Annotated in this window: 23 protein-coding genes and 1 riboswitch; of the genes, 14 read left to right on the forward strand and 9 right to left on the reverse strand. The window is 73.8% G+C overall.

Going from position 1 to position 25,512, the window contains the following annotated elements; translation table 11 throughout:
- Positions 1-277: 277 nt before the first annotated feature.
- From AC07A6_RS32250 to AC07A6_RS32260, 3 genes are all read right to left on the reverse strand, one after another.
- Positions 278-955: a DUF5995 family protein gene (locus AC07A6_RS32250; RefSeq protein ID WP_478779497.1), complete on the reverse strand. Its 678-nt coding sequence runs from the start codon at positions 953-955 to the stop codon at positions 278-280.
- 76 nt (positions 956-1,031) lie between these two features.
- The gene (locus AC07A6_RS32255; protein WP_362467483.1) at positions 1,032-2,420 is read right to left on the reverse strand and encodes a uracil-xanthine permease family protein; all 1,389 of its coding nucleotides are present in this window, start codon (positions 2,418-2,420) and stop codon (positions 1,032-1,034) included.
- Between the two features lie 105 nt (positions 2,421-2,525).
- A complete protein-coding gene (locus tag AC07A6_RS32260) occupies positions 2,526-3,740 on the reverse strand; it encodes an MFS transporter (protein ID WP_478779498.1) in 1,215 nt (404 codons plus the stop codon).
- A 55-nt stretch (positions 3,741-3,795) separates the two neighbouring features.
- Here AC07A6_RS32260 and AC07A6_RS32265 point away from each other — a divergent pair, with 55 nt between their 5' ends.
- Positions 3,796-4,965 (forward strand): ROK family transcriptional regulator, encoded by a 1,170-nt coding sequence (locus tag AC07A6_RS32265; protein ID WP_478779499.1) that lies wholly within the window; start codon positions 3,796-3,798, stop codon positions 4,963-4,965.
- A gap of 83 nt (positions 4,966-5,048) precedes the next feature.
- Here AC07A6_RS32265 and AC07A6_RS32270 read toward each other — a convergent pair whose 3' ends face one another.
- Both AC07A6_RS32270 and AC07A6_RS32275 read right to left on the reverse strand, forming a co-directional pair.
- Positions 5,049-5,786, reverse strand: coding sequence for an SDR family oxidoreductase (locus AC07A6_RS32270; protein ID WP_478779500.1), 738 nt, complete (start codon positions 5,784-5,786; stop codon positions 5,049-5,051).
- A gap of 153 nt (positions 5,787-5,939) precedes the next feature.
- A complete protein-coding gene (locus AC07A6_RS32275) occupies positions 5,940-8,285 on the reverse strand; it encodes a chitinase C-terminal domain-containing protein (protein ID WP_478779501.1) in 2,346 nt (781 codons plus the stop codon).
- Positions 8,286-8,583: 298 nt separating this feature from the next.
- A riboswitch (FMN riboswitch) is annotated at positions 8,584-8,713 on the forward strand.
- Between the two features lie 152 nt (positions 8,714-8,865).
- Between AC07A6_RS32275 and ribD the strand changes: the two genes are divergently transcribed.
- The 10 genes from ribD (at position 8,866) to AC07A6_RS32325 (ending at position 17,586) form a co-directional block, all read left to right on the forward strand.
- Positions 8,866-9,999 (forward strand): bifunctional diaminohydroxyphosphoribosylaminopyrimidine deaminase/5-amino-6-(5-phosphoribosylamino)uracil reductase RibD, encoded by a 1,134-nt coding sequence (ribD, locus tag AC07A6_RS32280; RefSeq protein ID WP_478779502.1) that lies wholly within the window; start codon positions 8,866-8,868, stop codon positions 9,997-9,999.
- The gene (locus AC07A6_RS32285) at positions 10,000-10,623 is read left to right on the forward strand and encodes a riboflavin synthase (RefSeq protein WP_285549703.1); all 624 of its coding nucleotides are present in this window, start codon (positions 10,000-10,002) and stop codon (positions 10,621-10,623) included.
- Entirely contained in the window at positions 10,620-11,273 is a 654-nt protein-coding gene (locus AC07A6_RS32290; RefSeq protein ID WP_478779503.1) for a nicotinamide mononucleotide transporter family protein, read from the forward strand. The genes AC07A6_RS32285 and AC07A6_RS32290 overlap by 4 nt, the downstream gene beginning before the upstream one ends.
- Positions 11,270-12,565, forward strand: coding sequence for a bifunctional 3,4-dihydroxy-2-butanone-4-phosphate synthase/GTP cyclohydrolase II (locus AC07A6_RS32295; RefSeq protein ID WP_478779504.1), 1,296 nt, complete (start codon positions 11,270-11,272; stop codon positions 12,563-12,565). The genes AC07A6_RS32290 and AC07A6_RS32295 overlap by 4 nt, the downstream gene beginning before the upstream one ends.
- 78 nt (positions 12,566-12,643) lie before the next feature.
- Positions 12,644-13,129 carry a 6,7-dimethyl-8-ribityllumazine synthase gene (ribH, locus tag AC07A6_RS32300; protein ID WP_007262951.1) on the forward strand — a complete coding sequence of 162 codons (486 nt, stop codon included), beginning with the start codon at positions 12,644-12,646 and terminating at the stop codon, positions 13,127-13,129.
- A gap of 58 nt (positions 13,130-13,187) precedes the next feature.
- Complete coding sequence (locus AC07A6_RS32305; protein WP_362467458.1) at positions 13,188-13,469, forward strand: phosphoribosyl-ATP diphosphatase; 282 nt, start codon at positions 13,188-13,190, stop codon at positions 13,467-13,469.
- Between the two features lie 84 nt (positions 13,470-13,553).
- Positions 13,554-14,402, forward strand: coding sequence for an ATP phosphoribosyltransferase (gene hisG / locus AC07A6_RS32310; protein ID WP_125603397.1), 849 nt, complete (start codon positions 13,554-13,556; stop codon positions 14,400-14,402).
- A gap of 115 nt (positions 14,403-14,517) precedes the next feature.
- Positions 14,518-14,982 (forward strand): PH domain-containing protein, encoded by a 465-nt coding sequence (locus AC07A6_RS32315; RefSeq protein ID WP_386275426.1) that lies wholly within the window; start codon positions 14,518-14,520, stop codon positions 14,980-14,982.
- Between the two features lie 199 nt (positions 14,983-15,181).
- Positions 15,182-16,549 (forward strand): hemolysin family protein, encoded by a 1,368-nt coding sequence (locus tag AC07A6_RS32320; protein WP_478779505.1) that lies wholly within the window; start codon positions 15,182-15,184, stop codon positions 16,547-16,549.
- Complete coding sequence (locus AC07A6_RS32325; RefSeq protein WP_362467461.1) at positions 16,546-17,586, forward strand: hemolysin family protein; 1,041 nt, start codon at positions 16,546-16,548, stop codon at positions 17,584-17,586. Before AC07A6_RS32320 ends, AC07A6_RS32325 begins: the two co-directional genes overlap by 4 nt.
- Positions 17,587-17,598: 12 nt before the next feature.
- Here the strand turns inward: AC07A6_RS32325 and AC07A6_RS32330 are convergent, their stop codons facing one another.
- The 3 genes from AC07A6_RS32330 to AC07A6_RS32340 form a co-directional block, all read right to left on the reverse strand.
- The gene (locus tag AC07A6_RS32330; protein ID WP_478779506.1) at positions 17,599-18,972 is read right to left on the reverse strand and encodes an FAD-dependent oxidoreductase; all 1,374 of its coding nucleotides are present in this window, start codon (positions 18,970-18,972) and stop codon (positions 17,599-17,601) included.
- Positions 18,973-19,661: 689 nt separating this feature from the next.
- Positions 19,662-21,578: an AAA family ATPase gene (locus AC07A6_RS32335; protein ID WP_478779507.1), complete on the reverse strand. Its 1,917-nt coding sequence runs from the start codon at positions 21,576-21,578 to the stop codon at positions 19,662-19,664.
- A gap of 366 nt (positions 21,579-21,944) precedes the next feature.
- A complete protein-coding gene (locus AC07A6_RS32340) occupies positions 21,945-22,580 on the reverse strand; it encodes a uridine kinase family protein (protein ID WP_386275423.1) in 636 nt (211 codons plus the stop codon).
- A gap of 113 nt (positions 22,581-22,693) precedes the next feature.
- Between AC07A6_RS32340 and AC07A6_RS32345 the strand changes: the two genes are divergently transcribed.
- From AC07A6_RS32345 to AC07A6_RS32355, 3 genes are all read left to right on the forward strand, one after another.
- Entirely contained in the window at positions 22,694-24,142 is a 1,449-nt protein-coding gene (locus tag AC07A6_RS32345; protein WP_478779508.1) for a peptidase C39 family protein, read from the forward strand.
- A 116-nt stretch (positions 24,143-24,258) separates the two neighbouring features.
- Entirely contained in the window at positions 24,259-24,687 is a 429-nt protein-coding gene (locus tag AC07A6_RS32350; RefSeq protein ID WP_125818246.1) for an SPW repeat protein, read from the forward strand.
- A gap of 138 nt (positions 24,688-24,825) precedes the next feature.
- The gene (locus AC07A6_RS32355; RefSeq protein WP_125603990.1) at positions 24,826-24,978 is read left to right on the forward strand and encodes an SCO1431 family membrane protein; all 153 of its coding nucleotides are present in this window, start codon (positions 24,826-24,828) and stop codon (positions 24,976-24,978) included.
- A gap of 28 nt (positions 24,979-25,006) precedes the next feature.
- On the opposite strand, the gene AC07A6_RS32360 is transcribed toward AC07A6_RS32355, so the two are convergent.
- Positions 25,007-25,291 carry a hypothetical protein gene (locus tag AC07A6_RS32360; protein WP_478779509.1) on the reverse strand — a complete coding sequence of 95 codons (285 nt, stop codon included), beginning with the start codon at positions 25,289-25,291 and terminating at the stop codon, positions 25,007-25,009.
- Positions 25,292-25,512: the final 221 nt, after the last annotated feature.

The following is a 25,512-nucleotide window of genomic DNA, read 5'->3' on the forward strand; positions in this document are numbered from 1 at the left end:
GGGGCTCCGCCCCTGACCCCGATACCGGGCGCTGCGCGCCCGGTGCGCTCAATCGCCGCGCGGGCTGGAATTTCGCTGCGCGAAATCCAGCCCCGGCCGGCAAACCTCAGCCTCGCCGGCGTTTGAGGCGCGGGGGTCTGGGGGCGGAGCCCCCAGGAGCGGGGTCCGGGGCGCAGCCCCGGGGAACGGGCGAAGGGCGGGTAGGGGAGCAGCCCGCGCAGCGGCACCCGCACCCGCGGCGGTACCAGCCGATCACGCGGCCCCGCGCAGCGGCGGGTCACCAGGGGTTCGGGCAGCACCGCGCAGCGGATCTGAGGGGCGTCGGGGTCAGGAGGCACCGCCCCACCAGGCCCACGCCGGCGTCGAGGGACTCCTCGAACTCCTCCGCGAGGTCGGGGGAGCGGCGCAGCGTCCACAGCAGGCGGGCCGATGCCCAGGCCCCCGCCCGGGCCCGCTCCAGGCTCCAGGAGCCCAGCAGGTGCGTGAGGGGGTCGGCGACCTCCAGGAGGTCCGGGCCCGGCATCAGGTCCTCCCGGATGCGTTCCTCCAGGGAGACCAGGGTGTCGCCGACCCGGTGGAAGTCGGCTTCGAGGGCCGTCGGCGGGCAGTCCAGGGCGTGGCAGGCGGACACCACCGCCAGGGCCAGGTCGTGCCCGATGTGGGCGTTGATCCCGGCCAGCGCGTGCTGGAGCGGCCGCACGCCCGGGTGGCGCCGGTACTGGAGCAGCGGGCGCCAGCAGGCCGGCGCCCGGTCCGCCTCCACCGCCGTCAGGTACCGCTCCGCGAACCGTACGGCCAGCGTCTGCGCCCGCCGCGGTGCCGGGAACTCGCCCTGGCCGATCCGCCGGTGCAGGGTCTGCGTCACGGTCATGTACACCCGGTTGAAGACGGCGACACCGTCCTGCGCGGGGAGCCGCTCGTCCAGGGCGCGCATCCGCGCGAGTACCGCTTCCATGCAGGGCAGCGTCCCAGCCCGGACGGCCCGTGCGGGGAACTTGGCCGTGCGCTTCGCCGGTTCGGGCGAAGGGCCGTCAATCCTGCTTGTCGCCCCCGGCGTCGTAGGCCGACGTGCCGGAGTCGAGCAGCGGCTCCTGCTCCTTCAGGTGCGCGGGGGCGAAGTAGCGCAGCGCGTGGTAGCCGGTGATCACCACGATCGTGCCGAGTGCGATGCCGCCCAGCTCGAAGCTGTCGGTGAAGTGCAGCTCGACCCCGCCGACGCCGATGATGATGCCCGCCGCGGCCGGCACCAGGTTCAGCGGGTTGCGCAGGTCCACCCGGCCGTGCAGCCAGATCTGCGCGCCGAGCAGGCCGATCATGCCGTACAGGATCACCGTGATGCCGCCCAGCACACCGCCGGGGATCGCGGCCACGACCGCGCCGAACTTGGGGCACAGGCCGAAGAGCAGGGCGAAGCCGGCCGCCGCCCAGTAGGCCGCCGTGGAGTAGACGCGGGTGGCGGCCATGACGCCGATGTTCTCGGAGTACGTGGTGTTCGGCGGGCCGCCGACCGCGGTGGACAGCATGGACGCCGCGCCGTCGGCCGCGATGGCGGTGCCGAGCTTGTCGTCGAGCGGGTCGCCGGTCATCTCGCCGACGGCCTTGATGTGCCCGGCGTTCTCGGCGATCAGGGCGATGACGACCGGCAGCGCGATCAGGATCGCCGACCACTCGAAGGACGGTGCGTGGAAGGACGGCAGCCCGATCCAGTCGGCCTTGCCGACGCCGGAGAGGTCCAGCCGCCAGTGGTCCACGGCCTCGGGCCCGCCCACCGTGGAGTGGATCTTGCCGAAGAGCAGGTCGAAGACCCAGGACACCGCGTACCCGAACACCAGGCCCAGGAAGATCGCGATGCGCGACCAGAACCCGCGCAGGCACACCACCGCGAGCCCGGTGAACAGCATGGTCAGCAGCGCCGTCCACTGGTCCTGCGGCCAGTACGTCGAGGCCGTGACCGGCGCCAGGTTGAAGCCGATCAGCATCACGACCGCGCCCGTCACCACCGGCGGCATCGCCGCGTGGATGATCCGCGCCCCGAACCGCTGGACGGCCAGGCCCGCCAGGAACAGCGCCGCGCCGACGGTGAAGACCGCGCCCGTGACCACCGCGCTGTCCCCGCCGCCCGCCCGGATCGCCGCCGCGACGCCCACGAAGGAGAGGGAGCAGCCCAGGTAGGAGGGGACCCGGCCGCGGGTCGCGAGGAGGAAGATCACCGTCGCGATGCCCGACATCATGATCGCCAGGTTCGGGTCCAGGCCCATGAGCACCGGGGCGACGAAGCTGGCGCCGAACATCGCGACGACGTGCTGGGCACCGAGCCCGGCGGTGCGCGGCCACGACAGCCGCTCCTCGGGCCGCACCACCGCGCCGGGAGCGGGCGTCCGCCCGTCTCCGTGCAGGGTCCAGCGCACGCCGAAGCCCATGTCCCACCACTTCCGTTCCGTCGGCCGATCAAGGATCCTGGCCGCCTGCGGGTCGATCACCACAGGGATCGCCACAGAGATCACCGCAGTGGGCCAGCGGATATATTACGGCCGGATAGGGGCTGGTTCGTCCCGATTGTTGTCACGGGCCGCGCCCGGCGCCCGGCCGGTCCGGAGCACCCCCGCCCCCGCGGTCAGCGCGCACGCCAGCAGGGTCACCAGCCCGAACGACACCACCAGCGAGCTGGCGTCCGCCACCGCCCCGATCGCCGACGGCGCGATCAGCCCCGAGGTGTACGTGATCGTCGCGACCCCGGCGATGGCCTGCGCCGGAGCCGGCCCGCTGCGCGCCGCCGCCGCGAAGGCCAGCGGCACCACCACCGCGATGCCGAGCCCGATCAGCCCGAAGCCCGCCATGGCCGCCGCAGGCTGCCGGACGCCGACCACCAGCAGCCCGCCCGCGACCGCCAGCACTCCGCCCGCCCGTACGGTCCGCACCGCCCCGAACCGGTCCACCACCCGGTCCCCGGCCAGCCGGGCCAGCGCCATGGTCAGCGCGAACGCGGTGGTGGAGGCGGCGGCCGGTCCGGCCGCCGAGCCCAGCACGTCCCGCAGGTACACCGCCGACCAGTCCAGGCTCGCCCCCTCCGCGAAGACCGCGCAGAAGCCCACCCCGCCGATCAGCAGCGCCGTCCTCGGCGGCCGGGCGAACCGCGGCGGGGGCTCCTCCTCGCGGGCGGCGCGCAGGTCCAGCACCCCGCGTACGGCGACCAGCCCGGCAGCGGTCAGGGCCAGTGCCGCGACCAGGTGGTGCAGCCGGGTGTCGGTCCCCGCGTGCGCGGCGACCGTGCCCGCGGCCGAACCCAGCAGCGCGCCCACGCTCCACATGCCGTGCAGCGAGGACATGATCGACCGGCCGAGCCGGTTCTCCGTCTCCACGCCGAGGGCGTTCATCGCCACGTCCGACATCCCGGCGGTGGCCCCGTAGACGAAGAGCGCCCCGCACAGGGTCCACAGGTTCGGGGCCAGGCCCGGCAGGACCAGCGACAGGGTCCACAGCGCCAGCAGCCCGCGCAGGGCGGCGCGGGCGCCGAAGCGGTGGCTGATCCGCCCGGCCAGCGGCATCGCGAGCGCCGCGCCGAGGGCCGGGAAGCCGAGGGCCAGGCCCAGGGCGCCCGAGCCGAGCCCGGCGTGGTCCTGGATCCAGGGGATGCGGGTGGCGAAGGAGCCGGTGACGGCGCCGTGGACGCAGAAGACGGCGGCGATCGCGAAGCGGGCGTGGCGCAGGCGCGCCGGGCTGAGGTCGGGTTCCCCGGTCATGGCAAGTAAACTATCAGGGAGCCTGCCTGATAGTTAGAGCCTTTCCCTCCCTAAGATGGGCGCCGTGACCCCTGCCAAGGTGCTGACCCCCGCCGCGACGGCCGTGCCGTCCCCCGCCTCGCCGAGCACGGCACGGGCCATCAACGACCGCCTCGCCCTCGAACTCCTCCAGGAGGAGGGGCCCCTGACGGCGGCCCAGCTCAAGCGGCTGACCGGGCTGTCCCGCCCCTCCGTCGCCGACCTCGTCGAACGGCTTGGCGCGGCCGGGCTCGTCGAGGTCGTGGGGGAGTCGGGCGAACAGCGCCGCGGCCCCAACGCCCGCCTGTACGGGATCGTCGCCGGCCGCGCCCACCTGGCCGCCCTGGACGTACGGACCGACAGCGCGACCGCCGTCGTCACCGACCTCCTCGGCCACCCCCTGGCCCGGGCCTCCCTGCCCGTCGACGCGGTCGGCGAGGCCGTGGCCCGGCTGGCGGAGCTGACCCGGGAGGCGGGCGCCCGGGAGCTGCACACCGTGGTCGTCGGCGCGCCCGGGCTGGTCGCGCCGGCGGGCGGCGAACTGCGCGACACCGGCGGTCTGCCCGCCTGGCACCGGGACCTGGTGGCCGCGCTCCAGGAGACCCTGCCGGCCCGGGTGCTGGTGGAGAACGAGACCAACCTGGCGGCCCTCGCCGAGCAGCGGGTGGGCGCCGCCCGGGACCTGGACTCCTTCGTGCTGCTGTGGCTCGGCGCGGGCGTCGGCGCCGCCGTCGTCCTGGACGGGCGGCTGCGCCGCGGCGCCTCCGGCGGGGCCGGCGAGATCGGTTTCCTGCCCGTCCCCGGCACCCCCGGGCTGCCGTCCGCCACCGACTGCGGGGGCGGCTTCCACTCCCTGGCCGGGCGCACGGCGGTGGCCGCCCTGGCCGCGGAGCACGGCTTCACCGGGCCCGTCGAGGAGGCCGTGGCCGGCGCGGCGGGGGAGGCCTTCCTCGACGCCCTCGCCGAACGGCTCTCCCTCGGGGCGGCGGCCGTCGCCGCCGTCCTGGACCCGGGCTGCGTGGTCCTCGGCGGGGAGCTCGGCCGCGCGGGCGGCCCCGGCCTCGCCGCCCGCGTCGCGGACCGGCTGGCCGCCCTGACCCCCGTACCGACGGAGGTCCGCGCCACCGGGCTCGGCGGCCCGGCCGTCCTGGAGGGGGCCCGCCTGGCCGCCCGGGCGGCCGCCCAGGACGACCTGTTCGGGGGCTGAGGGGGCTGAGGGGGCTGACGGGGCTGAAGCGGCTGAAGGGGCCGCGTGTAAGGCGCGTGCCGCGCGTGCCGGCCCGCGGCCCCCTACCCTCGCCGCTCCAGGAACTCCCCGAAGGTGGTCCGGCCCACCGCCTGCGCGGGGGCCAGGTTCCCCCCGCGCCGGAAGCCCGCGTACGCCTTCCCCGCGAGCGGCAGCGTGACCACGCGCCGCCTGCTCCCCGTCGCCGCGAGGTAGGCGCGGCCCCACTCCTGGAGGGTGCGGACCTCGGGCCCGCCCATGTTGGGCACCCGCCCGGCCGGTACCGGGACGGCCAGTTCCGCCAGCCGGTCCGCGACCTCCTCGACGGCGATGGGCTGCACCCGCACCCCCTTGGGCAGCGGGACCAGCGGGAGCTTCGCCGCGGCGGCCGTCACCTGGGCCACCAGGTCGTGGAACTGGGTGGTCCGCAGGACGGTCACCCCGAGCCCGGACCCCTCCAGCATCCGCTCCACCCGCAGCTTCGTCCGGTAGTAGCCGAACGGCACCACGTCCACCCCGACGATCGAGATGTAGACGAGGTTGGTGACGGTCCCGGCCCGCCGGGCCGCCCCGATCAGCTGCCGGGCCGCGACGTCGTCGCCGCCGCGCGGCGAGCTCGCGCAGTGCACCACCACCTCCGCGCCCGCCATCGCCGCGTCCAGCCCGCTGCCGTCCCGCAGGTCGACGGGGTACTCGGCGGAGGACCGGCTCAGGGCCCGGACCTCGTGGCCCCGGCCGCGCAGCCGCGCGACGACCAGCGCTCCGAGGTTCCCGGTGCCGCCGGTGACGAGGATCGTGCTCATGGTGGGTGTCCTTCCGCGTGGGAGTGGCTTCTCCCAGGAGACAGACGGGTGCTCCGGAATGTGACAGCCCGGCGCGGGGCGGGCCCCGGACGCGCGGGAGGACCCGGTGGCCGCCGGGCCACCGGGTCCTCGTTCACGCTCGTCCGCAGGGGGTCAGCAGGCGCCCTGGTCCTTCCAGACGCCCCACTGGCCGGTGCTGCCGGGCTCCTCGTTCTGCGTCCACCACTGGGCCTTCCAGGTGTGGCCCTTGTGCGAGACCACGCTCCCGGAGTTGTAGACCGTGCCCGCCACGTACGCCGGGGAGGTGCAGGTCCCGGGGGTGGTCGGCGGGGTCGTCGGGGGAGTGGTGGGCGGGGTGGTCGGCGGGGTGCTGCCGCCGCCCGGCTCGCCGGTGGTGGTGCCCCGCGCCAGGTCGCCGGCGAGGGCGTAGGTGGTGCCGGAGATGTTCACCGTCCAGTTGGAGGGCGTGGACACCGGCAGGTAGTAGTTGAACGCCAGGTCGACGGAGGCACCCGGGGCCAGCGTCTGCCACGCCGGGAGCTTCAGGGAGACCCGCTGGAAGTCGCCCTTCAGGCCGCCGACGTTGTTGCCGGAGTGGCCGGTGGCGATGATCTTCGTACCGAAGCCGGACTGGTCCGAGGCGTTGGCCGGGGCCGAGGTGCCGTAGTCGAACTGGAACTCGGTGCCGCCGGGCAGCGTGCTCTTCGTGTTGTTGGTGATCTTGAGCTTCGGGGTGATCGGGTAGTTGGAGTCGCCCAGCTTGAACTCGGTGAACTCCGTCTTGATGTCCACGGCCTGCGCCGGCGGCACGGTGGCGCCCGCCTTCTTCGCCCCGTACGGGGTGGCGGCCTTGAACTTGTCGTACATCAGCGAGGTGAGGGTGTCGCCCGGCTCGTACTGGCCCTTGGCGGCGTTGTACGCGTAGTCGCCGGCCAGCTCCCAGACCATCGTGCCGCCGATGCCCCTGTCGACCACGTAGTCGGCCTTGGCCGCGACGGACTGCTCGTCCTCGGTGGACAGGAAGACCTTCTTCTGCGCGTTCCACAGCCACGGCGCCACCAGCGTGGAGTCGTACTTGCGGGCGTAGCTGCCGGTCAGGGTGGTGTTCGCGGGGAAGCCGTACTTGGTGACGTAGTCGCCGACGACGCCCTTCTCCAGGTTCTTGGCGTGCCACATCGGGTTGGAGCCCGCCGGGGACTCGACCCCGTTGGCGTCCTTGTCGTGCCAGAGGTTGTCGATGCCGACCGCGCCGTCACCGCACTTGGTCAGACCGGCGCCCGCCGGGCAGCTGGTGGCCGGGGCCTTGCCCCACAGGCCGTCCGTGCCGCCCTGCACGTTCTTGAAGCCGCGGGTGTAGTACGGCAGGCCGATGTTGATCCGGCCCGAGGGCATCGAACCGCGGAAGTAGTGGTAGGCCCAGTCGGTGTTCAGGTAGCCGACGCCGCCGTACTGGGCGCTGCCGTAGACGCCGGCGGCCGCCAGTTCGGCGTCCTTGCCGTCGTCGAAGAGGGAGGCGTTGGGGCCGACGTACTCGTTCCAGGCGCCGTGCAGGTCGTAGGACATGATGTTGACGTAGTCCAGGTACTTCTGCATCTGGAACGTCTCCATGCCCCGCAGCAGGTAGCCGGAGGAGGGGGCGGCGACGGAGAGCAGGTAGTGCTTGCCGTCGGCGGCGCCCGCGCGGTCGAGCTTCTCGCGCAGGGTCTTCATGAGGACGTCGTAGCCCTTGACCAGGCCGGCCCGGCGGGCGTTGGACAGCTGCCAGTCCAGCGGGTTGCCCGCGTCCTTCATGGTGGTCGGGTACTCGTAGTCGATGTCGACGCCGTTGAACCCGTACTTGCGGATGAACTCCACCGAGGAGTCCGCGAAGGTCTCGATGCCCGCCTGGTTGACCGAGCCGTCGGCGTTGGTGGCCATCGAGTAGAAGCCGCCGGAGGCGACCCGGTTCCCGTCGTCGCCGAAGTAGCCGCCGGTCTCGGCCCAGCCGCCGACCGAGATCAGGGTCTTCACGTTCGGGTACTGCTTCTTGAACTTGTTCAGCAGGTTGAAGTGGCCCTTGTACGGGAGGGCCGGGTCCATCTCGGCCCCCGCGACGCCCGGCCAGGTCATTCCGGTGGCGGCGTTGTTCGCGTTGTCCCCGCCGACCGAGATCTTGTTGTCGGCGCCGACGTGGGCGAAGGCGTAGTTGAGGTGGGTGACCTTGGACCACGGGATGTTGTTGGCGAGGTAGGCGGGCGTGCCGTCCTTGCCGGTGCGCCAGCCGGTGAAGTATCCGATGACGCGGCGCTGGTGGTCGGCGCCCATCTTCTCGCGGCCTTCGGAGTCGTAGACCGAGCAGTACGGGACGTCGACGCCGGCGGTCTTGTAGAGCCCGTCCGGGCGACAGGTCTCGTTGTCGGCGGCGTGGGACACGCCGGCCGAGAGCCCGCCGACCAGCAGTCCGGCTATCGCGGCGCCGGATGCCAGGAGCATCGCTCTCGTACGTGTGGGGGACAGCATGGTGCCTCCTGGGGAGGGGAGGATGGCAGGGCCAACGTGCGGCAACAGGCAGGAAGGTGGCGCTGGTTGGCCCGTGACGTGCGCACGTCGACAGGCCGGCTCCCGGGGAAGATGAAGGGAACGTTAAAAGGACTAGACCAACCCGTCAATAGGTCTGGACCAAAGCCGGGCAGGCGGAGATCGCGACACCGGTGGCGCAATAGGGACGCTCGAGAACGGCGCCCCTGTGAGCCAGGCCACAGCGCTTCACCCACATGGCCCCCGATCCCCCGTGGCACACTGGCCCTAGTACCAGTAGCAGCGCACTCCGGGGTCGGTGTAATTCCGAACCGGCGGTATAGTCCGCGACCCGTCCGCATCCAGCGGCCGGTTGACCAGGTGAAATTCCTGGACCGACGGTTAAAGTCCGGATGGGAGGCAGTGCGCGGCGGGCCAGTCACCGGTACGCCGCCGTCGGCGGTCCATCGGCGTATTCCCAGCGGATACGTGTCGGACGGACCGTGATTTCCGGCCTCGGCGTCCCCGTGTGCGCTACCCGCTTCATCTGTCGTATCCCGACAGGCCCCGGAGTCCGTGCCCGATGAGGCAGGAGGACCCGGTGGCGACACACGCCGCGCAGGCAGCACCCGACCCGAGCATCACCGCGATGCGCCGGGCCATCGAGCTGGCCTCCCGCGGACTCGGCTCCACCAGCCCCAACCCCGTCGTCGGCTGCGTCATCACCGACCCCGCGGGCGCCGTCGTCGGCGAAGGCTGGCACGAGCGGGCCGGCGGCCCGCACGCCGAGGTCCACGCCCTGCGCGCGGCGGGGGACGCCGCCCGCGGCGGCACCGCCTACGTCACCCTCGAACCCTGCAACCACACCGGCCGCACCGGCCCCTGCGCCCAGGCGCTCGTCGACGCCGGCATCGCCCGCGTGGTCTACGCCGTCTCCGACCCGAACCCGCAGGCCAGCGGCGGCGGAGCCACCCTGCGCGCCGCGGGGATCGACACCGAGGCCGGCCTGCTGGCCGACGAGGCGGAACAGGGCAACACCGCCTGGCTGACCTCCGTACGCCTCGGCCGCCCCCACGTCACCTGGAAGTACGCCGCCACCCTCGACGGCCGCAGCGCCGCCGAGGACGGCAGCAGCCGCTGGATCACCTCCCCCGAGTCCCGCGCCGACGTCCACCGGCTGCGCGCCGAGGCCGACGCGGTCCTCGTCGGCGGCGGCACCCTGCGCGCCGACGACCCCCACCTCGCCGTCCGCGGCGTCGACGGAGCCGTCCAGCCGCTGCGCGTCGCCCTCGACACCCGCGCCGGCCTCCCGGCGACCGCCCGCATCCTCGACGACGCCGCCCCCACCCTGATCGTCACCGGGGAGGACGCCGACACCGCGCACCTGCCCGGCGCCGACGTGCTCCGGCTGCCGCTGAGCGACGACGGCCGCCTCCCCCTCGGCCCCCTCCTCGCCGAGCTGTACGCGCGCGGCGTGCGCTCCGTCCTCCTCGAAGGCGGACCCACACTCGCCGGAGCCTTCCTGGAAGCCGGCGCCGTCGACCGCGTCATCGGCTACATCGCCCCGGCCCTCCTCGGCGCCGGGCCCGCCGCCCTCGCCGGCGCCGGCATCACCAACATCGCCCACGCGGTACGCCTCGACATCACCGAGGCCGTCCGCACCGGCACCGATCTGCGCATCACCGCCGTTCCCGCCAACGCCCCCAAGGAGCACTGAGTGTTCACCGGAATCGTCGAAGAACTGGGCGAGGTCACCGCCGTCGAGCAGCTCGCCGAGGCCTCCCGCTTCCGCCTGCGCGGCCCCGTCGTCACCGAAGGCGCCAAGCACGGCGACTCGATCGCCGTCAACGGCGTCTGCCTGACCGTCGTCGAGACCGAGGACGGCGAGTTCACCGCCGACGTCATGCAGGAGACCCTCAACCGCTCCAGCCTCGGCGCCCTCGCCGCCGGCTCCCGGGTCAACCTGGAGCGCCCCATGGCCCTCGGCGGACGGCTCGGCGGCCACCTCGTCCAGGGACACGTCGACGGCACCGGCCGGATCATCTCCCGCACCCCCTCGGAGCACTGGGAGATCGTCAAGGTCTCGCTGCCGGAGAACCTCGCAAGGTACGTCGTAGAGAAGGGCTCTATCACTGTGGACGGCGTCAGCCTCACCGTGGTCGAGGCCGCCGCCGACTACTTCACCATCAGCCTCATCCCCACCACCCTCGCGCTGACCACCCTCGGCATCAAGCAGAGCGGCGACCCGGTCAACCTCGAGGTCGACGTCCTCGCGAAGTACGTCGAGCGCCTGCTGGCCGCCGGCGTGAACCCCCTCCACGCGAAGGAGACGGACCAGTGACCGCCCTGACCTGGCTCAACACCCAGGCCTTCGAGGTCTTCGGGCAGAAGGTCATCTGGTCCGACATGATCGGCAACCTGATGGGCCTGGCCGCCCTCGCCCTCGGCTGGCGCCGCTCCATATGGACCTGGCCCGCCCAGCTCCTCTCCGGCCTGATCCTGGTCGCCGCCTACGCCTCCGCCCACCTCGCGGGCGGTGTCGGCAAGCAGCTCCTGGTGATCGCCGTCGCCGTCTGGGGCTGGCGCGCCTGGCAGCTCGGCCGGCAGAAGGCCCAGGACGGCTCCATCGCCGTCCGCACCGCCACCTGGAAGGAGCGCGGACTGCTCCTCGCCGGAGCCGCCGCCGGCACCCTCGCCGTGGGCGGCCTGTTCACCCTCTTCCCGAACCTGTCGTGGAGCCCGTGGGCCGACGCCTACATCTTCGTCGGCACGATCGTGGCGATGGTGGCCCAGGCCCGCGGCCTGGTCGAGTTCTGGTTCGCCTGGCTCCTCGTCGACCTGGTCGGCGTCCCCCTCGCCTTCAACAGCGGCCTGGCCTTCTCCGGCCTCGTCTACGTCGTCTACTTCGCGCTCGTCCTGTGGGGCGCCTACGACTGGTACCAGCGCTCGCGCACCACCCCCGCCACGGCCCTCGAAGGAGCAACGGCATGACCACCATCCTCAAGTCCGTGCCGGACGCGGACGACCAGGAGACCTTCCGCCTCGACCCCGTCGAGCAGGCCATCCGCGACATCGCCGCCGGCCGCCCCGTGGTCGTCGTCGACGACGAGGACCGCGAGAACGAGGGCGACCTCGTCATCGCCGCCGAGAAGGCCACCCCCGAGATCGTCGCGTTCATGATGAGCGAGTGCCGGGGCCTGATCTGCGCGCCGATGGAGGGCCCCGAGCTGGAGCGCCTGGAGCTCCCGCAGATGGTCCAGAACAACACCGAGTCGATGAAGACCGCCTTCACCGTCTCCGTCGACGCCACCGCCGAGCACGGCGTCACCACCGGCATCTCCGCCGCCGACCGCGCCACCACCCTGCGCCTGCTGGCCAACGGCACCTCCGAGGCCGGCGACTTCGTCCGTCCCGGCCACGTCTTCCCGCTGCGCGCCAAGCCCGGAGGCGTCCTGGTCCGCAACGGCCACACCGAGGCCGCCGTCGACCTCGCCCGCCTCGCGGGCCTGCGCCCCGCCGGCGCCATCGTGGAGATCGCCGGCGAGGACGGGGTCATGCTGCGGCTGCCCGAGCTGATCCCCTTCGCCCGCAAGCACGGCCTGACGATCATCTCCATCGAGGACCTGATCGCCTACCGCCGCTCCTCCGAGCCGACCGTCCGCCGCGAGGCCGAGGTCAGCCTGCCGACCGCCGCCGGGAACTTCACGGCGTACGGCTACCGCTCCACCGTCGACGGCGTCGAGCACGTCGCCCTCGTCCACGGAGAGGTCGGCGACGGCGAGGACGTCCTGGTCCGGATGCACTCCGAATGCCTGACCGGCGACATCTTCCAGTCCCAGCGCTGCGACTGCGGCCCCCAGCTCCAGGCCGCCATGGCCCGCATCCAGGCCGAGGGCCGCGGCGTGGTCGTCTACCTGCGCGGGCACGAGGGCCGCGGCATCGGACTGCTGTCCAAGCTGCGCGCCTACGAGCTCCAGGAGCAGGGCCGCGACACCCTGGACGCCAACCTGGAACTCGGCCTGCCCGCCGACGCCCGCGACTACGGGGCCGGCGCCCAGATGCTCGCCGACCTCGGCGTCCGCAGCGTCCGGCTGCTGACCAACAACCCCGACAAGTCGGACGCCCTCGTCCGCCACGGCATCGCCGTCGCGGGCCGGGAGCCCATGCCCGTCGAGGCCGGCGAGCACAACCTGCGGTACCTGCGCACCAAGCGGGACCGGATGGGCCACGACCTGCCCTGGCTGGAGGGTGCCGTAACCACCTCCGCCTGCGGCAACCAGTAACCACCGACCAGCCAGACGCACCACCCAGACACACCACTCGTACACACCAGCGGAACCGAAACACCGAGGAGCAGAGCTGTGAGCGGCAAGGGCGCACCCGAACTGAGCGTGAAGAACTGCGGAGACCTCCGGGTGGCCGTGATCGCGGCCCAGTGGCACGAAAAGGTCATGGACGGTCTGGTCGACGGCGCCCTGCGGGCCCTGCACGAGCTGGGCATCGACGAGCCCACCCTGCTCCGCGTCCCCGGCAGCTTCGAACTCCCGGTCGTGGCGAAGGTCCTGGCGGGCCGCGGCTACGACGCCATCGTCGCCCTCGGCGTGGTCATCCGCGGCGGCACCCCGCACTTCGACTACGTCTGCCAGGGTGTCACCCAGGGCCTGGTGCAGGTGTCGATCGACACCGGAGTCCCCGTCGGCTTCGGTGTCCTGACCTGCGACAACGACGAGCAGGCGCTGGACCGCGCCGGCCTCGAAGGCTCGAACGAGGACAAGGGGCACGAAGCGGTCACCGCCGCCGTCTCCACCGCCATGACGCTGCGCACCGTCAGCGAACCCTGGCGGTAGTCCAAGGAGTGAACCCCGGCACCGGGGGACCCGGGTGAGCCCGTACTCTAAGGGCATCATGGCGAACGAACCCACCAAGAGCTTCGAAGAGCTCTTCACGGAGCTCCAGCACAAGGCCGCCAACGGCGACCCCAGCACCTCCCGCACCGCCGAGCTCGTCGGCAAGGGCGTCCATGCCATCGGCAAGAAGATCGTCGAGGAGGCCGCCGAAGTCTGGATGGCCGCCGAGTACGAGGGCAAGGACGCCGCCGCCGAGGAGATCTCCCAGCTGCTCTACCACGTCCAGGTGATGATGGTCGCGCGCGGGATCTCCCTCGACGACGTCTACGCGCACCTCTAGGCCGGAGCCCGCCGTACCGGAGCCCGCAGTACCGGGGCCCCCGCCCCGCCCACACCCTTCGCACCTACGCACCAAAGGAAGCCCATGCTGCGCATCGCCGTCCCCAACAAGGGTTCACTCTCCGGACCGGCGTCGGCGATGCTCCATGAGGCCGGCTACCGCCAGCGCAAGGAGTCCAAGGAACTCGTCACGGTCGACCCCGACAACGAGGTCGAGTTCTTCTACCTCCGCCCGAAGGACATCGCGATCTACGTCGCCTCGGGCAAGCTGGACATCGGCATCACCGGCCGCGACCTCCTGCTCGACTCCGGCGCCAACGCCGAGGAGATCCTGCCGCTGAACTTCGGCCGGTCCACCTTCCGCTACGCCACCAAGCCCGGCACCGCCAAGGGCCCGGAGGACTTCGGCGGGATGACGATCGCCACCTCCTACGAGGGGATCGTCGCCAAGCACCTCGCCGACCAGGGCATCGACGCCTCCGTCGTCCACCTGGACGGCGCCGTCGAGACCGCCATCGAGCTCGGCGTCGCGCAGGTCATCGCCGACGTCGTCGAGACCGGCACCAGCCTGCGCAACGCCGGCCTGGAGGTCATCGGCGAGCCGATCCTCCAGTCCGAGGCGACCGTCATCCGCCGCACCGGCGCCGGCGTCGAGGACCCCAAGGTCGCGCAGTTCCTGCGCCGCCTCCAGGGCGTCCTGGTGGCCCGCAGCTACGTGATGATGGACTACGACTGCCGCGCCGAGCACCTGGAGCGCGCCGTCGCCCTCACCCCGGGCCTGGAATCCCCGACGATCTCCCCGCTCCACAACGAGGGCTGGGTCGCGGTCCGCGCCATGGTCCCCGCCAAGGAGGCCCAGCGGATCATGGACGACCTGTACGAGCTCGGCGCGCGCGCGATCCTCACCACCTCGATCCACGCCTGCCGCCTCTAGGACGGCTCCGGCCGGGAGGGGTCCGCACCCGGACCCCTCCCGGCCCCACCGCCCCCGTACGGCGCACCACCCCCGCGCCGTCCCCCGTACGCCACCCCAGAAGGCCCAGCGCACCATGAGCGAGTCCGCCGCCCGCCCCGCAACCCCCGCCCTGCCGGTCACCTTCCGGCCGAACCGCACCCGGGCGGTGCTGCTCAGTGTCGGGACCGCCATGTTCGCCACCATCACGGCGATCGCGCTGCTCCTGGAGAACCTCAGCCCCGGCGAGCGGGTCAGCTTCGTCTTCACCGCCGCCCTGATGGCCTCCGTCCTCGTCCTGCTCAGCCGCCCCAAGGTGGTCGCGGACGAGAACGGCGTCACCGTGGTGAACCTCACCACCACCCGCCGCCTGGAGTGGGCGCAGATCCTCCGCGTCAACCTCCGCCCCGGCGACCCGTGGGTCTTCCTCGACCTCAACGACGGCACCAGCCTGCCCGTTCTCGGCATCCAGCCCGGTGTGGCCAAGGCCCGGGCCATCGGCGACGCCCGCGCCCTGCGCGCCCTCGCCGAAACCCACGGAACCGGCACAAACGACCACTGACCGAGCCGGGCCTCGCCGCTGCGTCCCATTGCGGCGGCGATCTCAATGACTACCCTGGTGGCGGGGCGCGCCCGTGCGCCCTCCCACCGCCCCGGGACCCCGTGGCCCGTGGGCACCTGCGACCAGAGGAGTGACTCCCTCCAGCAATGGACGGATCGTCCGGTAGTACCCGCGCCGCCCTCCCCACGGAGGCGGCGGCATGACCATCCCGCTACTGCTGCTCGTGGCGGCCTTCGCACTGATCCTCGCCAACGGTTTCTTCGTGGCGGCCGAGTTCGGCCTCGTCACCGTCGAGAAGCCCGAGGCCGAGCGCGCCGCAGCCGAGGGCGACCGCCGTGCCCGCACGGTCGTCGAAGCCCTGCGGGAGCTGTCCTTCCAGCTCTCCGGCACCCAGCTCGGCATCACCATCACCTCACTCGTCGTCGGCATGCTGGCCGAACCGGCGCTCGCCGGCCTGCTGTCGGGGCCGCTCGCCGCCACCGGCCTGCCCGCCGGAGCCGTCTCCGGCGTCGCCGTTTTCACCGGCATGCTGCTCGCCTCCGCCGTGCAGATGGTCGTCGGCGAGCTCGTCCCGAAGAACTGGGCGGTCTCCCGGCCGCTCCAGGTGGCCCGCTTCGTGGCCGGCCCGCAGCAGGCCTTCTCCCGGGCCTTCCGGCCCGTCATCGCCGGCCTCAACTCCGTCGCCAACCGCCTCGTGCGGGCGCTCGGAGTGGAGCCCGCCGAGGAGATGGCCTCCGCCCGCACCCCCGGCGAACTGGTCTCCCTGGTCCGCCATTCGGCCCAGGCCGGCGCCCTCGAACAGGACACCGCCGACCTCTTCGTACGGACCCTGTCGCTCGGCGAACTCACCGCCCAGCACGTCATGACCCCCCGCGTGAAGGTCAGCGCCCTCCAGGACACGGCCACCGCGGCCGACGTGCTGAACCTGACCCGCGCCACCGGCCTGTCCCGCTTCCCGGTCTACCGCGAGCGCATCGACGAGGTCACCGGCGTCGTCCACCTCAAGGACGCCCTCGCCGTGCCCGAGTCCGAACGCGCCCGCACCTCCGTCGCCCGGATCTGCGTCGCCCCGCTGCTGGTCCCCGGCTCCCTGCCGGTCCAGCCGCTGCTGGAGCGGCTGCGCAGCGAACAGCCCATGGCCGTGGTCGTCGACGAGTACGGCGGCACCGCCGGCGTGGTCACCCTGGAGGACATCGTGGAGGAACTCGTCGGAGAGGTCCGCGACGAGCACGACCTCGCCGAGGACGACAGCCCCGAACTGGCCGCCGTACCCGGCGAGGACGGCCGTCCCTCCTGGGAGGCCGACGGCAGCTGCCGCGTGCAGACCCTGCGCCGGATAGGCCTCGAAGTGCCCGAGGGGCCCTACGAGACCGTCGCCGGGCTCGTGGCCGACCTCCTCGGCCGGATCCCCTCCCCCGGGGACCGGGCCGAGCTGCCCGGCTGGAAGCTGTCCGTCCGCCAGGTCCGGCGCAACCGCGCGGAGCGGGTGCGGCTGGTGCGCCTCACGGCCGTGCCGGCCCCCGCGAGCGGCCGCCAGGCCGCCGAGCTGGAAGGCGCCGCCCTGTGAACGCGCTCCAGCTCCTCTTCGCCCTGCTCCTCGTCCTGGCCAACGGCTTCTTCGTCGGCGCCGAGTTCGCGCTCGTCTCCGTACGCCGCAGCCAGATCGAGCCGCTGGCCGCGGAGTCCAAGCGGGCCCGCCAGGTGCTGTACGGCCTGGAGAACCTGCCGCGCATGATGGCCGCCGCCCAGTTCGGCATCACCATGTGCTCGCTCACCCTCGGCGCCGTCGCCGAGCCCACGGTGGCCCGGCTGCTGGAGCCCGTCTTCCACGCCCTGCACGTGCCCGAGGGCCTGATCCACCCCCTCGGCTACGTGGTCGCCCTGTCGGCGGTGGTCTTCCTGCACCTGGTCATCGGCGAGATGGTCCCGAAGAACCTCGCCATGGCCGCCCCCGAGAAGACCGCCCTGTGGTTCAGCCCCGGCCTGGTCGCCTTCGCCCGCCTCTGCGGCCCCGTCACCACGGCGCTCGGCGCGTGCGCGGCGCTGGTCCTGCGGCTGTTCAAGGTCGAGCCGAAGGACGAGGTCGAGGCCGTCTACACCAGCGCGCAGCTGGGCCGGCTGGTGGAGGACTCCCGGCAGGCCGGGCTCCTCGAACCGGTCGAGCAGGAGCGCCTGGAGGACGCCCTGGAACTGGGCAGCCGCCCGGTCACCGACGTCCTGCTCAGGCGGGACCGCCTCGTCACGGTCGGGCCGGCAGTCACCCCCCGGCAGATCGAGCAGCTGACGGTCCGCACGGGCTACTCCCGCTTCCCCGTCCGCTCCGACACCGGGGCCTTCATGGGGTACCTCCACGTCAAGGACGTCCTCGACCTGGAGGACCGCGAGCGGGCGGTGCCGCAGCGGGTGTGGCGCCGGATGACCACCCTGTGCTCCACCCTCCCGCTGGACGACGCCCTCAGCGTCATGCGCCGCGACGCCACCCACCTGGCCCAGGTGGCCGACCCGGCGGGCCGGATCCTGGGCCTGGTGGCCCTGGAGGACGTCCTCGAAATGCTGGTCGGCGAGGTCCGCGACCCGGCCCACCGCCCCTTCGCCCGCGTCTGACCCCGGTCCGGCTCAGCCCGGGACGAGTGCCTCCCACTCGTCCCGGGTCGGGCCGTCGTGCCCCGGCGCGAAGTCAGGGTTCGCCTCCAGCCAGGCCGTCACGGCCCGGTCCACCTCGTCGCTGCCGTAGGCCTCGGCCGCGGGCAGCAGCAGGTGGCGGACCCGGGCCCGGGCCCGCATGACGACCGGGTCCTCGAAGGCGCAGGCGCCCAGGGCGGCCGCCCGCCGGTCCGCCGCCGGGGCGCTCTCGGCGAGGCGCTGCTCGTTGACCCGGTCGGCGGCCACCTGGTCGTCGAACCACGGGCGCAGGGTCCGGGCCGTCCAGTCGTGGTAGCCGGCCGGGTCCGCGGCCGTCCCGTCGGCGTGGGCGGCCAGGTACTGGGCGGCGAGCAGGCCGAAGGCGACGCCGTGGCCCAGCGTCGGGTTGGTGTGGACGAGGCTGTCGCCCGCGTTGACCAGGCCGGTGACCACGGGCCCGGCACCGTCGGCCAGGGAGGTCCAGCGGTTGGGCAGGCCCGCCATGGGCAGCACGGCCGACCGCGGTTCCGGGTCCAGGCCGAGCCAGGCCGCGGCGGCGGGGAAGCGGCGGGCGGCGGCCTCGAACACGGCCGGGTCGGTGACCGCGCTCCGGGTCGGGTCACCCGTCGAGAGCACCAGGTGCACCGCGAAGGTGTCGTTGTCGGACGGGAACACCCCGGCGAGCGCGAACGGCGCCGCCGAGCCGGTCTTCACCCTCCCGGGGTTCCGGGGGCCGTCGGCCCGCAGCGCGTACCAGCGGCAGAAGTACGCCAGTCCGGTGCGGTGGCTCTCGACGACGGGCGGCCGGCAGCCGGCCGCCGTGAGCCACGCGGGGACCGGCGAACGCCGCCCGGACGCGTCGACGACCAGGTCCGCCCGCTCCTCCCGGGCCCCCACCCGCACGCCGGTGACGCGCGGCGGGCTCCCCTCGGCGAAGACGAGCCCGCTCACCCGGCTGCCCTGCCGCACCTCGACGGCCGCCTCCCGGCGCACCGCCGAGGCCAGCGCGGCCTCCAGCACGATGCGCCGGGTCCGCAGGGTCACCAGCTCCTCGTCCCCGTCCCGGACCGGAGGGTGCTCGCCGAACCAGTCGAAGTCGTGGTACTCCCGGGCGCCGCGCGCCAGCAGGTCCGCGTAAACGTCGGGCGTCTCGGCGCGCAGGACGGAACGCACGGGGGCGAGGAAGGAATGCGGCTGCACGGCCTGCGGGACCCGGGGCCGGTCCCAGTCGAAGAAGTCCCGGTCGAGGTCCCCTCCGGCCCCCCGGACGTCCTGCTCGTACAGCGTGACCGCATGGCCCCGCCGCCCGATCATGAGGGCCGTCGCCAGCCCGCTGATACCCCCGCCGATCACTGCAACCCGCGCCACTGAGGCTCCCCTTCGCGTCGTGTTGCAGCTCGACCCTACCGGCACACGCCGCCTCGCCGCCCCCGGGGGCCCCGCCAACACCCCGCACACCCAGAGCCGTTGCCCCTGGCCGGGCGGCGGGCGAGGTGCCGTGGGGCGCGCAGCGCCGTACGGGGCCCGGGGTCCCGGCGGCGCGCAGCGCCAGTACGGGGTCCGGATCGGGCGCCCCGGGACCGACACCCGTGATCCGGTTCCGGACGGGGCCCGGGGCCCGCCCGTGATCCGGTTCCGGACGGGCCCGGCCCGGAGCCCCGGCGCGGCACACCGGCCCGGAGCCCCGGCGCGGCACACCGGCCCGGGGGCCAGGGGCGGAGCTCCGGTGCCGGCGCACCGGCCGGGTGCCCCTCGGGCGCGCAGCGCCGTACGGGGTCCGGGGCGGAGCCCCGGGGAACGGTGGAAGGGAGGGTAGGGGACCGCTCCGCGCAGCGGCCACGCCCCGCAGGCGCCGCACGGCCCCGGCCCCCGTCCCCGCCCGGGCCCCGCGGCCGACGGCCGACGGCGGATGGCGGCGCTGCGGCCCGCCCCACCCGATGGACGGCGCCGGGGCCCCGGGACCCCGCAGCGTCCCACCGGGCGGGCCCGACGGCCGGAGCCGGCAGAGCCCCACCGGCAGGCGCCCCCCCCGGGAGGAACCGGCGGCAGCCGAAGGGTCAGGCCGGGCTGGGCCCGCGCCCCGAGAGCACTTCCCCGTACGCCTGCATCAGGTCCGGCAGCCGCAGCGTGGCCAGGTCCTCCCGCGACGGCTCACCGGCGAAGCCCGCCAGCCGCAGGTCCCGGTACGCGCAGCTCTTCTCGTACAGCGTGCGCAGGAACCGCCCGTTGCCCAGCTCGTCGATCCAGCCCTGCTCCACCACGTGCCCGCTGATGCTGCGCAGCTCCTCCCGCGCCTCCTCGTCCCAGCAGTCCCCGTTCCCCTCCGCCAGCACCCCGCCGATCGCGGTCAGTTCCGCCGGCCGGTAGCTCGGGAAGTCGACCCGGGTCGTGAACCGCGAGGACAGCCCCGGATTGGCGGCCAGCAGCCGGTCCATCCCCGCCGGGTAGCCCGCCAGGATGACGACGAGGTGGTCCCGGTTGTCCTCGGCCCGCTTCAGCAGCACCTGCAGGGCCTCGTCGCCGTACGCGTCGCCCTTGCTGTAGCCCGAGTTGGACAGGCTGTACGCCTCGTCCACGAACAGCACCCCGCCGATCGCCGAGTCGATCAGATCGTTCGCCTTGACCGCGGTCTGTCCGAGGAACTCCCCGACCAGGTCGGCCCGTTGCGCCTCCACCAGGTGGTCCCCGCCCAGCAGCCCCAGCGCGTAGAAGACCCGCCCCAGGATCCGGGCCACCGTGGTCTTGCCCGTCCCCGAGGGCCCCGAGAAGACGAAGTGCCGCTTCGGCGGCTGCACCGGAAGGCCCTGCGCGGCCCGCAGCCGGGCCATGTGCAGCTGCGCCGACAGCGCCTTCACCTGCCGCTTCACCGGCTCCAGGCCGACCATCCGCTCCAGCTCCGCCAGCGCCTCGGCGAGCAGCGCCGGATCGGGCGGACCGGCCGGCAGCCCGGGCGGGGCGCCCTGCGGGGGCACCGGCAGCCGGTGCCGTACGCCCTCCAGCCGGCCCGTTCCCGGCGGCTCCCCGGGCGTCGGCGGATCGGGGTCCACCTGCCCGTCCGGCGCGATGTCCTGGACCGGGCCGCCCCCGCCGCCACCGCCCCCGCCGCCCAGGGCGACCGCCGCGTAGTGCCCGGCGAAGCCCTCGCTCAGGTGGCCGCCGTACCCGCCGTACCCGAAGGCGTCGGCCAGCCCGGCCATGTCGTCGGGGTCGGTGCTGTCCTCGATCGCCGTCAGCCGGGCCGCGGTGTCCATGAACGCCGGGTCCACCCGGTGCACGGCCCGGTACAGCGGCAGCGCCGCCGCGCTGCGACCGGTGCCCTCGCGGGCCCGCGCCAGCCAGTACCGCAGCTCCTTGCGCTGGGGCTGCTCGCTGCGGCACCGCATCAGCGCGGCCGACAGCATCGGTTCCGCCTGCCCGTACATCTCCAGCCGGACCCGGGCCATCCCGCCGAAGAGCCCCGCCTCGATGCCGAGCAGCGGGTCGAGCACCAGCGGCTCGGTGTGCCGGACCAGCTGCTCCCAGTCCTTGACCAGGTAGGCCCGGCAGGCGTGCAGGAACCGGACCTGGGGATCGGTGTCCACCGGCGGCAGCGCGGCGAGGGCCTGGTCCAGCTCGGGCACGTGGCGGCCGTCCAGCCAGTGGGAGGCGTGCGCCAGCAGCAGGTCCCGCCGGCTCTCCAGCACCGGCTGCACCCACCAGCCCAGCCAGTACCAGGAGTTGAGGGTCCGGCGGTGCCGGGTGCGCTGCTCGCCGAAGCGGTCCCGGTGGGCGTACATCCGCAATAAGGCGTTGGTGGTGTCCACCCGCAGCGCGTGCAGTCCCAGCCAGGCGTCGGCCATGGTGGGATCGAGCCCGACGGCCGCCCGGAACTCCTCCTCGGCCTGCGGGTAGGCGCCCATCGTGCAGGCGTCGACCCCGCGGAGCCAGGCGAGTTCGGCCGGAGCGTGTGCGCTGCCCGGCATGCCGAAGTCCATCACATCCCCCACAAGCATGCCCCGTGGTGCGCGGCAAACTCCGCGTCGCGCACCAGAGTTGTCGACCCCGCCGATGAAATCAGGGCTGCATCGTACCTGCGGTGACGCACCTTACCCAGGGTGCGGTGGGCACGGGTCGTGGGCGTGCCCCGGAAGCGCAGGGTAACTCAGGGTGAAGAAGAGCGGGCGGTGCGACGCGCGCCGCACCGCTCCGGGGCAGAACGAAGCCCCCGATCACGGGGGAACAATCGGGGGCTTCGCGTCCGCGGCGGCCCTTGCGGACCGCGCATTCAGAACGTACGGCGGTTCCCGGGCCCGGGTCAAGCGGGTCGGGGAAGCCCCGTGCGGCCGTCGGGGCGCGGCCGCTCAGGCCTGGGGGAGTCCGTGACGCTCGGTGACGGATGGGGTCGTTCCCGGGGTCGCAGAAGCCCCGGAAGTCCACTCGTATCCCGTACCACTCTGGTGTACCAAGGTGTGCGCGAAGGGGCGTGAAGGGTCGTCCGAGAAGTGCGCGAGTTCCGCGCGCTCCCATCCGTCCCAGAAGTCGGAAAGCTCCTGTCCGTCCCGGTTCCGCCCCCGCCCCCAGGACCTTTCCCGGGGGGTCTCCATCCACAGCAGCCGCGCCAGATGGGGCCGCAGCGCCCGCCGCCCCGCCCCGACCCCCTCGACGAGCAGTACCGGCGCCGGCTCCAGCACCCGCTCGGCACCGAAGCGGCGCCCCACCCAGTCGTACGGGGCCCAGTGCGCGGCCCGTCCGGCGGCCAGCGGCTCCAGCACCTGCGCCCGCAGCCGCCCCGCCCAGCCGAACAGCTCCTCGTGGGTGGCCACGTCGTCCAGGTGCAGCACCGGAGCGCCCCCCAGGGCGTCGGCGAGCCGCTCCGCGAAGGTGCTCTTGCCCGACCCGGCGTGCCCGTCGATGCCGATCAGCCGCACCGGGCCGAGCGAGGGCGGCAGGGCGGCGAGCTCCCGCGCGAGTGACTCAAGTGACTGCTGTGGCTCCACCCGGCCAGGGTACGGGCCCCCGACACGGCCCCCGGGCTTCGCCGCCGCAGGGCCGGGAACTGGAAGGGTGGAGCAGCCGCACCACCAGACCGACCCCCTGGGGGAACAAGCCGATGACCGCACCCACGCCACGCAGGGCCCTGCTGGCCGTCGCCCTCGCCGCCGCCACCGCGGCCACCGTCCCCGGCGGGCGGGCCTCCGCGGCCTCCGGCCCGGCCTCCGCCCCCGACCCGGCCGCCGCCCCCGACCCGGGCCCCGCCGCGGCCCCCGAAGACGCTGCCGGGGACGCCGCCGCGGACGCCGCCGCCGGCGCTGCCGCGGCCCGGACGGTCGACAACCGGTTCTGGTACGCGTACGCCCACTGGCAGGCCGGCACCCACCGCGGCACCACCGCCGTCGCCGGCGCCCGGCCGGGGCTGGAGATGGCGGCCCCGGCCGGCCGCACCGAGTACACCGACCCGCACACCGCCCGGAAGTCCGCCTGGGAGTACGCCACCTGGACCTCTCCCGTGCACCGCACCACCGTCGCCGCCACCGAGGCCATCGCGTCCTGGAACGCCCGCACCCCGGCCGGCACCTGGATCCAGACCGAGCTGCGCCCCTCCTACGGCGACGGCACCGCCGGCCGCTGGTACGTGATGGGCCGCTGGGCGGCCGGCGACGGCGACATCCGCCGCACCTCCGTCGACGGCCAGACCGACGGCCGCACCACCGTCTGGACCGACACCCTGGCCGTGGACGCCCCCGCCGCGGCCGCGGGCCTGCGCATCACCGGCTGGCAGCTGCGCCTCACCCTCCACCGCAGGCCCGGCACCGCGCAGGGCCCCAAGGTCTGGCTGGCCGGGGCGATGGCCTCCGCCGTCCCCGACCGCTTCACCGTCCCGGCGGCCGCCCCCTCGGGCCGGGCGCACGAGCTGAAGGTCCCGCGCTACTCCCAGGAGGTCCACGCGGGCCAGTACCCCGAGTACGACAACGGCGGCGAGGCCTGGTGCAGCCCGACCTCCTCCCAGATGGTCATCGAGTACTGGGGGCGCCGGCCCGGCGCCGCCTCCCTGGGCTGGGTCCGCCCCGGCTACGCCGACCCGCAGGTCTGCCACGCGGCCCGCTCCACCTACGACGCCGCGTACAAGGGCTGCGGGAACTGGCCCTTCAACGCCGCCTACGCGGCCACCTACCGCGATCTGGCCGGCGTGGTCACCCGGCTGACCTCCCTCACCGACCTGGAGACCCTGGTCCGCGCGGGGATCCCGGTCATCACCTCCCAGTCCTTCCTCGCCCAGGAGCTCACCGGGGCCGGCTACGGCACCGCGGGGCACCTGATGACGGTGATCGGCTTCACCGCCGCCGGGGACGTGGTCGCCAACGACCCGAACTCGCCGGACAACGACTCCGTCCGCCGCGTATACCGGCGCCGGGAGTGGGAGAACGCGTGGCTGCGCACCAAGCGCCGGAACGCCGCCGGGAAGACCGTCTCGGGCACCGGCGGCGTCTGCTACCTCTACGCCCCGGCCCTGCCTTCCGTGGACCAGGTCAGGGCGCTGCGGGAGGTCGGGGTGCTGTGAGGCGCGGGCCGGACCTTTCCCGCCAACCGGCGGGAAAGGTCCGCTCGCCCGTGTGGCTTAACGGGCGGAATATGGGCATAAAGGGCATATAAGGCTTCTCTAGGAGGCAGCCCACCATGACCACCCATTCGAGCATCGAACAACACCCGGACCTTGCCGAGATGCGGACTCGGTTCGAGCGGGTGACGAGCACTCCCGCCGCGCAGGCCGTGGAGGCACTGGCCCTGATCTCGGGCCTGTACCTGGCGGCCTCGCCCTGGATCGCCGGGTTCAGCGTGCTGGGCCCGCTGGCCATCAACAACCTGATCGCCGGTCTGGCCTTCTGTCTGTGTATGGGCGGACTGGGGACGGCGTACGAGCGCACGCACGCGATGGCCTGGACGGCCGTCGCGATCGGCGCCTGGACCATCGTGGCCCCCTGGGTCATGGCCGGTGAGATGGACACCACCCGCAGTGTCGTCAGCAACGTCATCACCGGCGCGGTCATGCTGTGCCTGGGTCTGGCCATGGTCTCCATGGGCGGACGCCGGCGCACGACGACCTGACCGGGAGCGCATCCCGCCGCCGGGCCCCGGCAGCACCTCCGGACAGCGGAGGCCGCCGGGGCCCGGCGGCGTGACCGGCGCCACCAGTGACCCTCGTCATATACCGCGAAAGCCGCGAACGCTGGCACATTGGACGGCATGACCGCACACACCGCCGCCCTCACCGCCCGCGCCCGCCGCCTCGTCGGCACGGGCGGCCCCAAGGAAGACTCCGCCTGGCTGGAGCACGTGCTCGGCTGGACCCTGGTGGTCGTCGTGGCCATGTTCGTCACCCAGCTCGGCCTGCTCTGACCCCTCCCGACCCCGTCTGACCCCGCCGTCACGAGGCTCCCAGCCGCAGCCCCTCCGTGACGATCACGTCCGAGGTGACCAGTGCCTGCTCGGCGCTGACCCGGGTCATGAACACGAACGGCGGGATGACCGGCGGGGCCGGCAGCCCGTCCGGGCTGAAGGTGACGCAGAGCAGCCCCTCGATGCACCCGCTGAACCTCGTCAGGTACAGGGTCACGTCCCCGCGCAGCTCCAGGGAGTCGGCCGCCAGCGTGTACTCCTCGCGCCCGTCGCGGGTGTGCAGCCGGTAGTCGCGCAGCGACGCCGCCGCCATCCGCAGCACCAGCACCCTGCGGGGCCCGTCCGCCGTGGGCAGCTCGGTGACGCCGGCCAGGGCGAAGCCCCGCGGCGCGAACAGCGAGGTGGTGACCGTCGGGGGAGTGCGGGCCGCCGTCGGCGGCCCGGGGGGGGGGGGGGGGGGGGGGGGGGGGGGGGGGGGGGGGGGGGGGGGGGGGGGGGCGAAAAAGGAGAAGGAAAGAAGGAGGAGAGAAGACG

The sequence above is a fragment of the Streptomyces sp. NPDC044002 genome, from assembly GCF_056434525.1.

What these genes read in the sequence shown, in the direction of transcription:
- AC07A6_RS32315 (WP_386275426.1), top strand. Translation starts at nt 14,518, where the DNA reads ATGAGCGAGTCCGCCGCCCGCCCCGCAACCCCCGCCCTGCCGGTCACC.
- ribD (WP_478779502.1), top strand. Translation starts at nt 8,866, where the DNA reads ATGAGGCAGGAGGACCCGGTGGCGACACACGCCGCGCAGGCAGCACCC.
- AC07A6_RS32360 (WP_478779509.1), bottom strand. Translation starts at nt 25,291, where the DNA reads ATGGCGGCGGCGTCGCTGCGCGACTACCGGCTGCACACCCGCGACGGG.
- hisG (WP_125603397.1), top strand. Translation starts at nt 13,554, where the DNA reads ATGCTGCGCATCGCCGTCCCCAACAAGGGTTCACTCTCCGGACCGGCG.
- AC07A6_RS32255 (WP_362467483.1), bottom strand. Translation starts at nt 2,420, where the DNA reads ATGGGCTTCGGCGTGCGCTGGACCCTGCACGGAGACGGGCGGACGCCC.
- AC07A6_RS32320 (WP_478779505.1), top strand. Translation starts at nt 15,182, where the DNA reads ATGACCATCCCGCTACTGCTGCTCGTGGCGGCCTTCGCACTGATCCTC.
- AC07A6_RS32355 (WP_125603990.1), top strand. Translation starts at nt 24,826, where the DNA reads ATGACCGCACACACCGCCGCCCTCACCGCCCGCGCCCGCCGCCTCGTC.
- AC07A6_RS32335 (WP_478779507.1), bottom strand. Translation starts at nt 21,578, where the DNA reads ATGGACTTCGGCATGCCGGGCAGCGCACACGCTCCGGCCGAACTCGCC.
- AC07A6_RS32345 (WP_478779508.1), top strand. Translation starts at nt 22,694, where the DNA reads ATGACCGCACCCACGCCACGCAGGGCCCTGCTGGCCGTCGCCCTCGCC.
- AC07A6_RS32250 (WP_478779497.1), bottom strand. Translation starts at nt 955, where the DNA reads ATGGAAGCGGTACTCGCGCGGATGCGCGCCCTGGACGAGCGGCTCCCC.
- AC07A6_RS32270 (WP_478779500.1), bottom strand. Translation starts at nt 5,786, where the DNA reads ATGAGCACGATCCTCGTCACCGGCGGCACCGGGAACCTCGGAGCGCTG.
- AC07A6_RS32275 (WP_478779501.1), bottom strand. Translation starts at nt 8,285, where the DNA reads ATGCTGTCCCCCACACGTACGAGAGCGATGCTCCTGGCATCCGGCGCC.
- AC07A6_RS32295 (WP_478779504.1), top strand. Translation starts at nt 11,270, where the DNA reads ATGACCACCATCCTCAAGTCCGTGCCGGACGCGGACGACCAGGAGACC.
- AC07A6_RS32350 (WP_125818246.1), top strand. Translation starts at nt 24,259, where the DNA reads ATGACCACCCATTCGAGCATCGAACAACACCCGGACCTTGCCGAGATG.
- AC07A6_RS32260 (WP_478779498.1), bottom strand. Translation starts at nt 3,740, where the DNA reads ATGACCGGGGAACCCGACCTCAGCCCGGCGCGCCTGCGCCACGCCCGC.
- AC07A6_RS32265 (WP_478779499.1), top strand. Translation starts at nt 3,796, where the DNA reads ATGGGCGCCGTGACCCCTGCCAAGGTGCTGACCCCCGCCGCGACGGCC.
- AC07A6_RS32305 (WP_362467458.1), top strand. Translation starts at nt 13,188, where the DNA reads ATGGCGAACGAACCCACCAAGAGCTTCGAAGAGCTCTTCACGGAGCTC.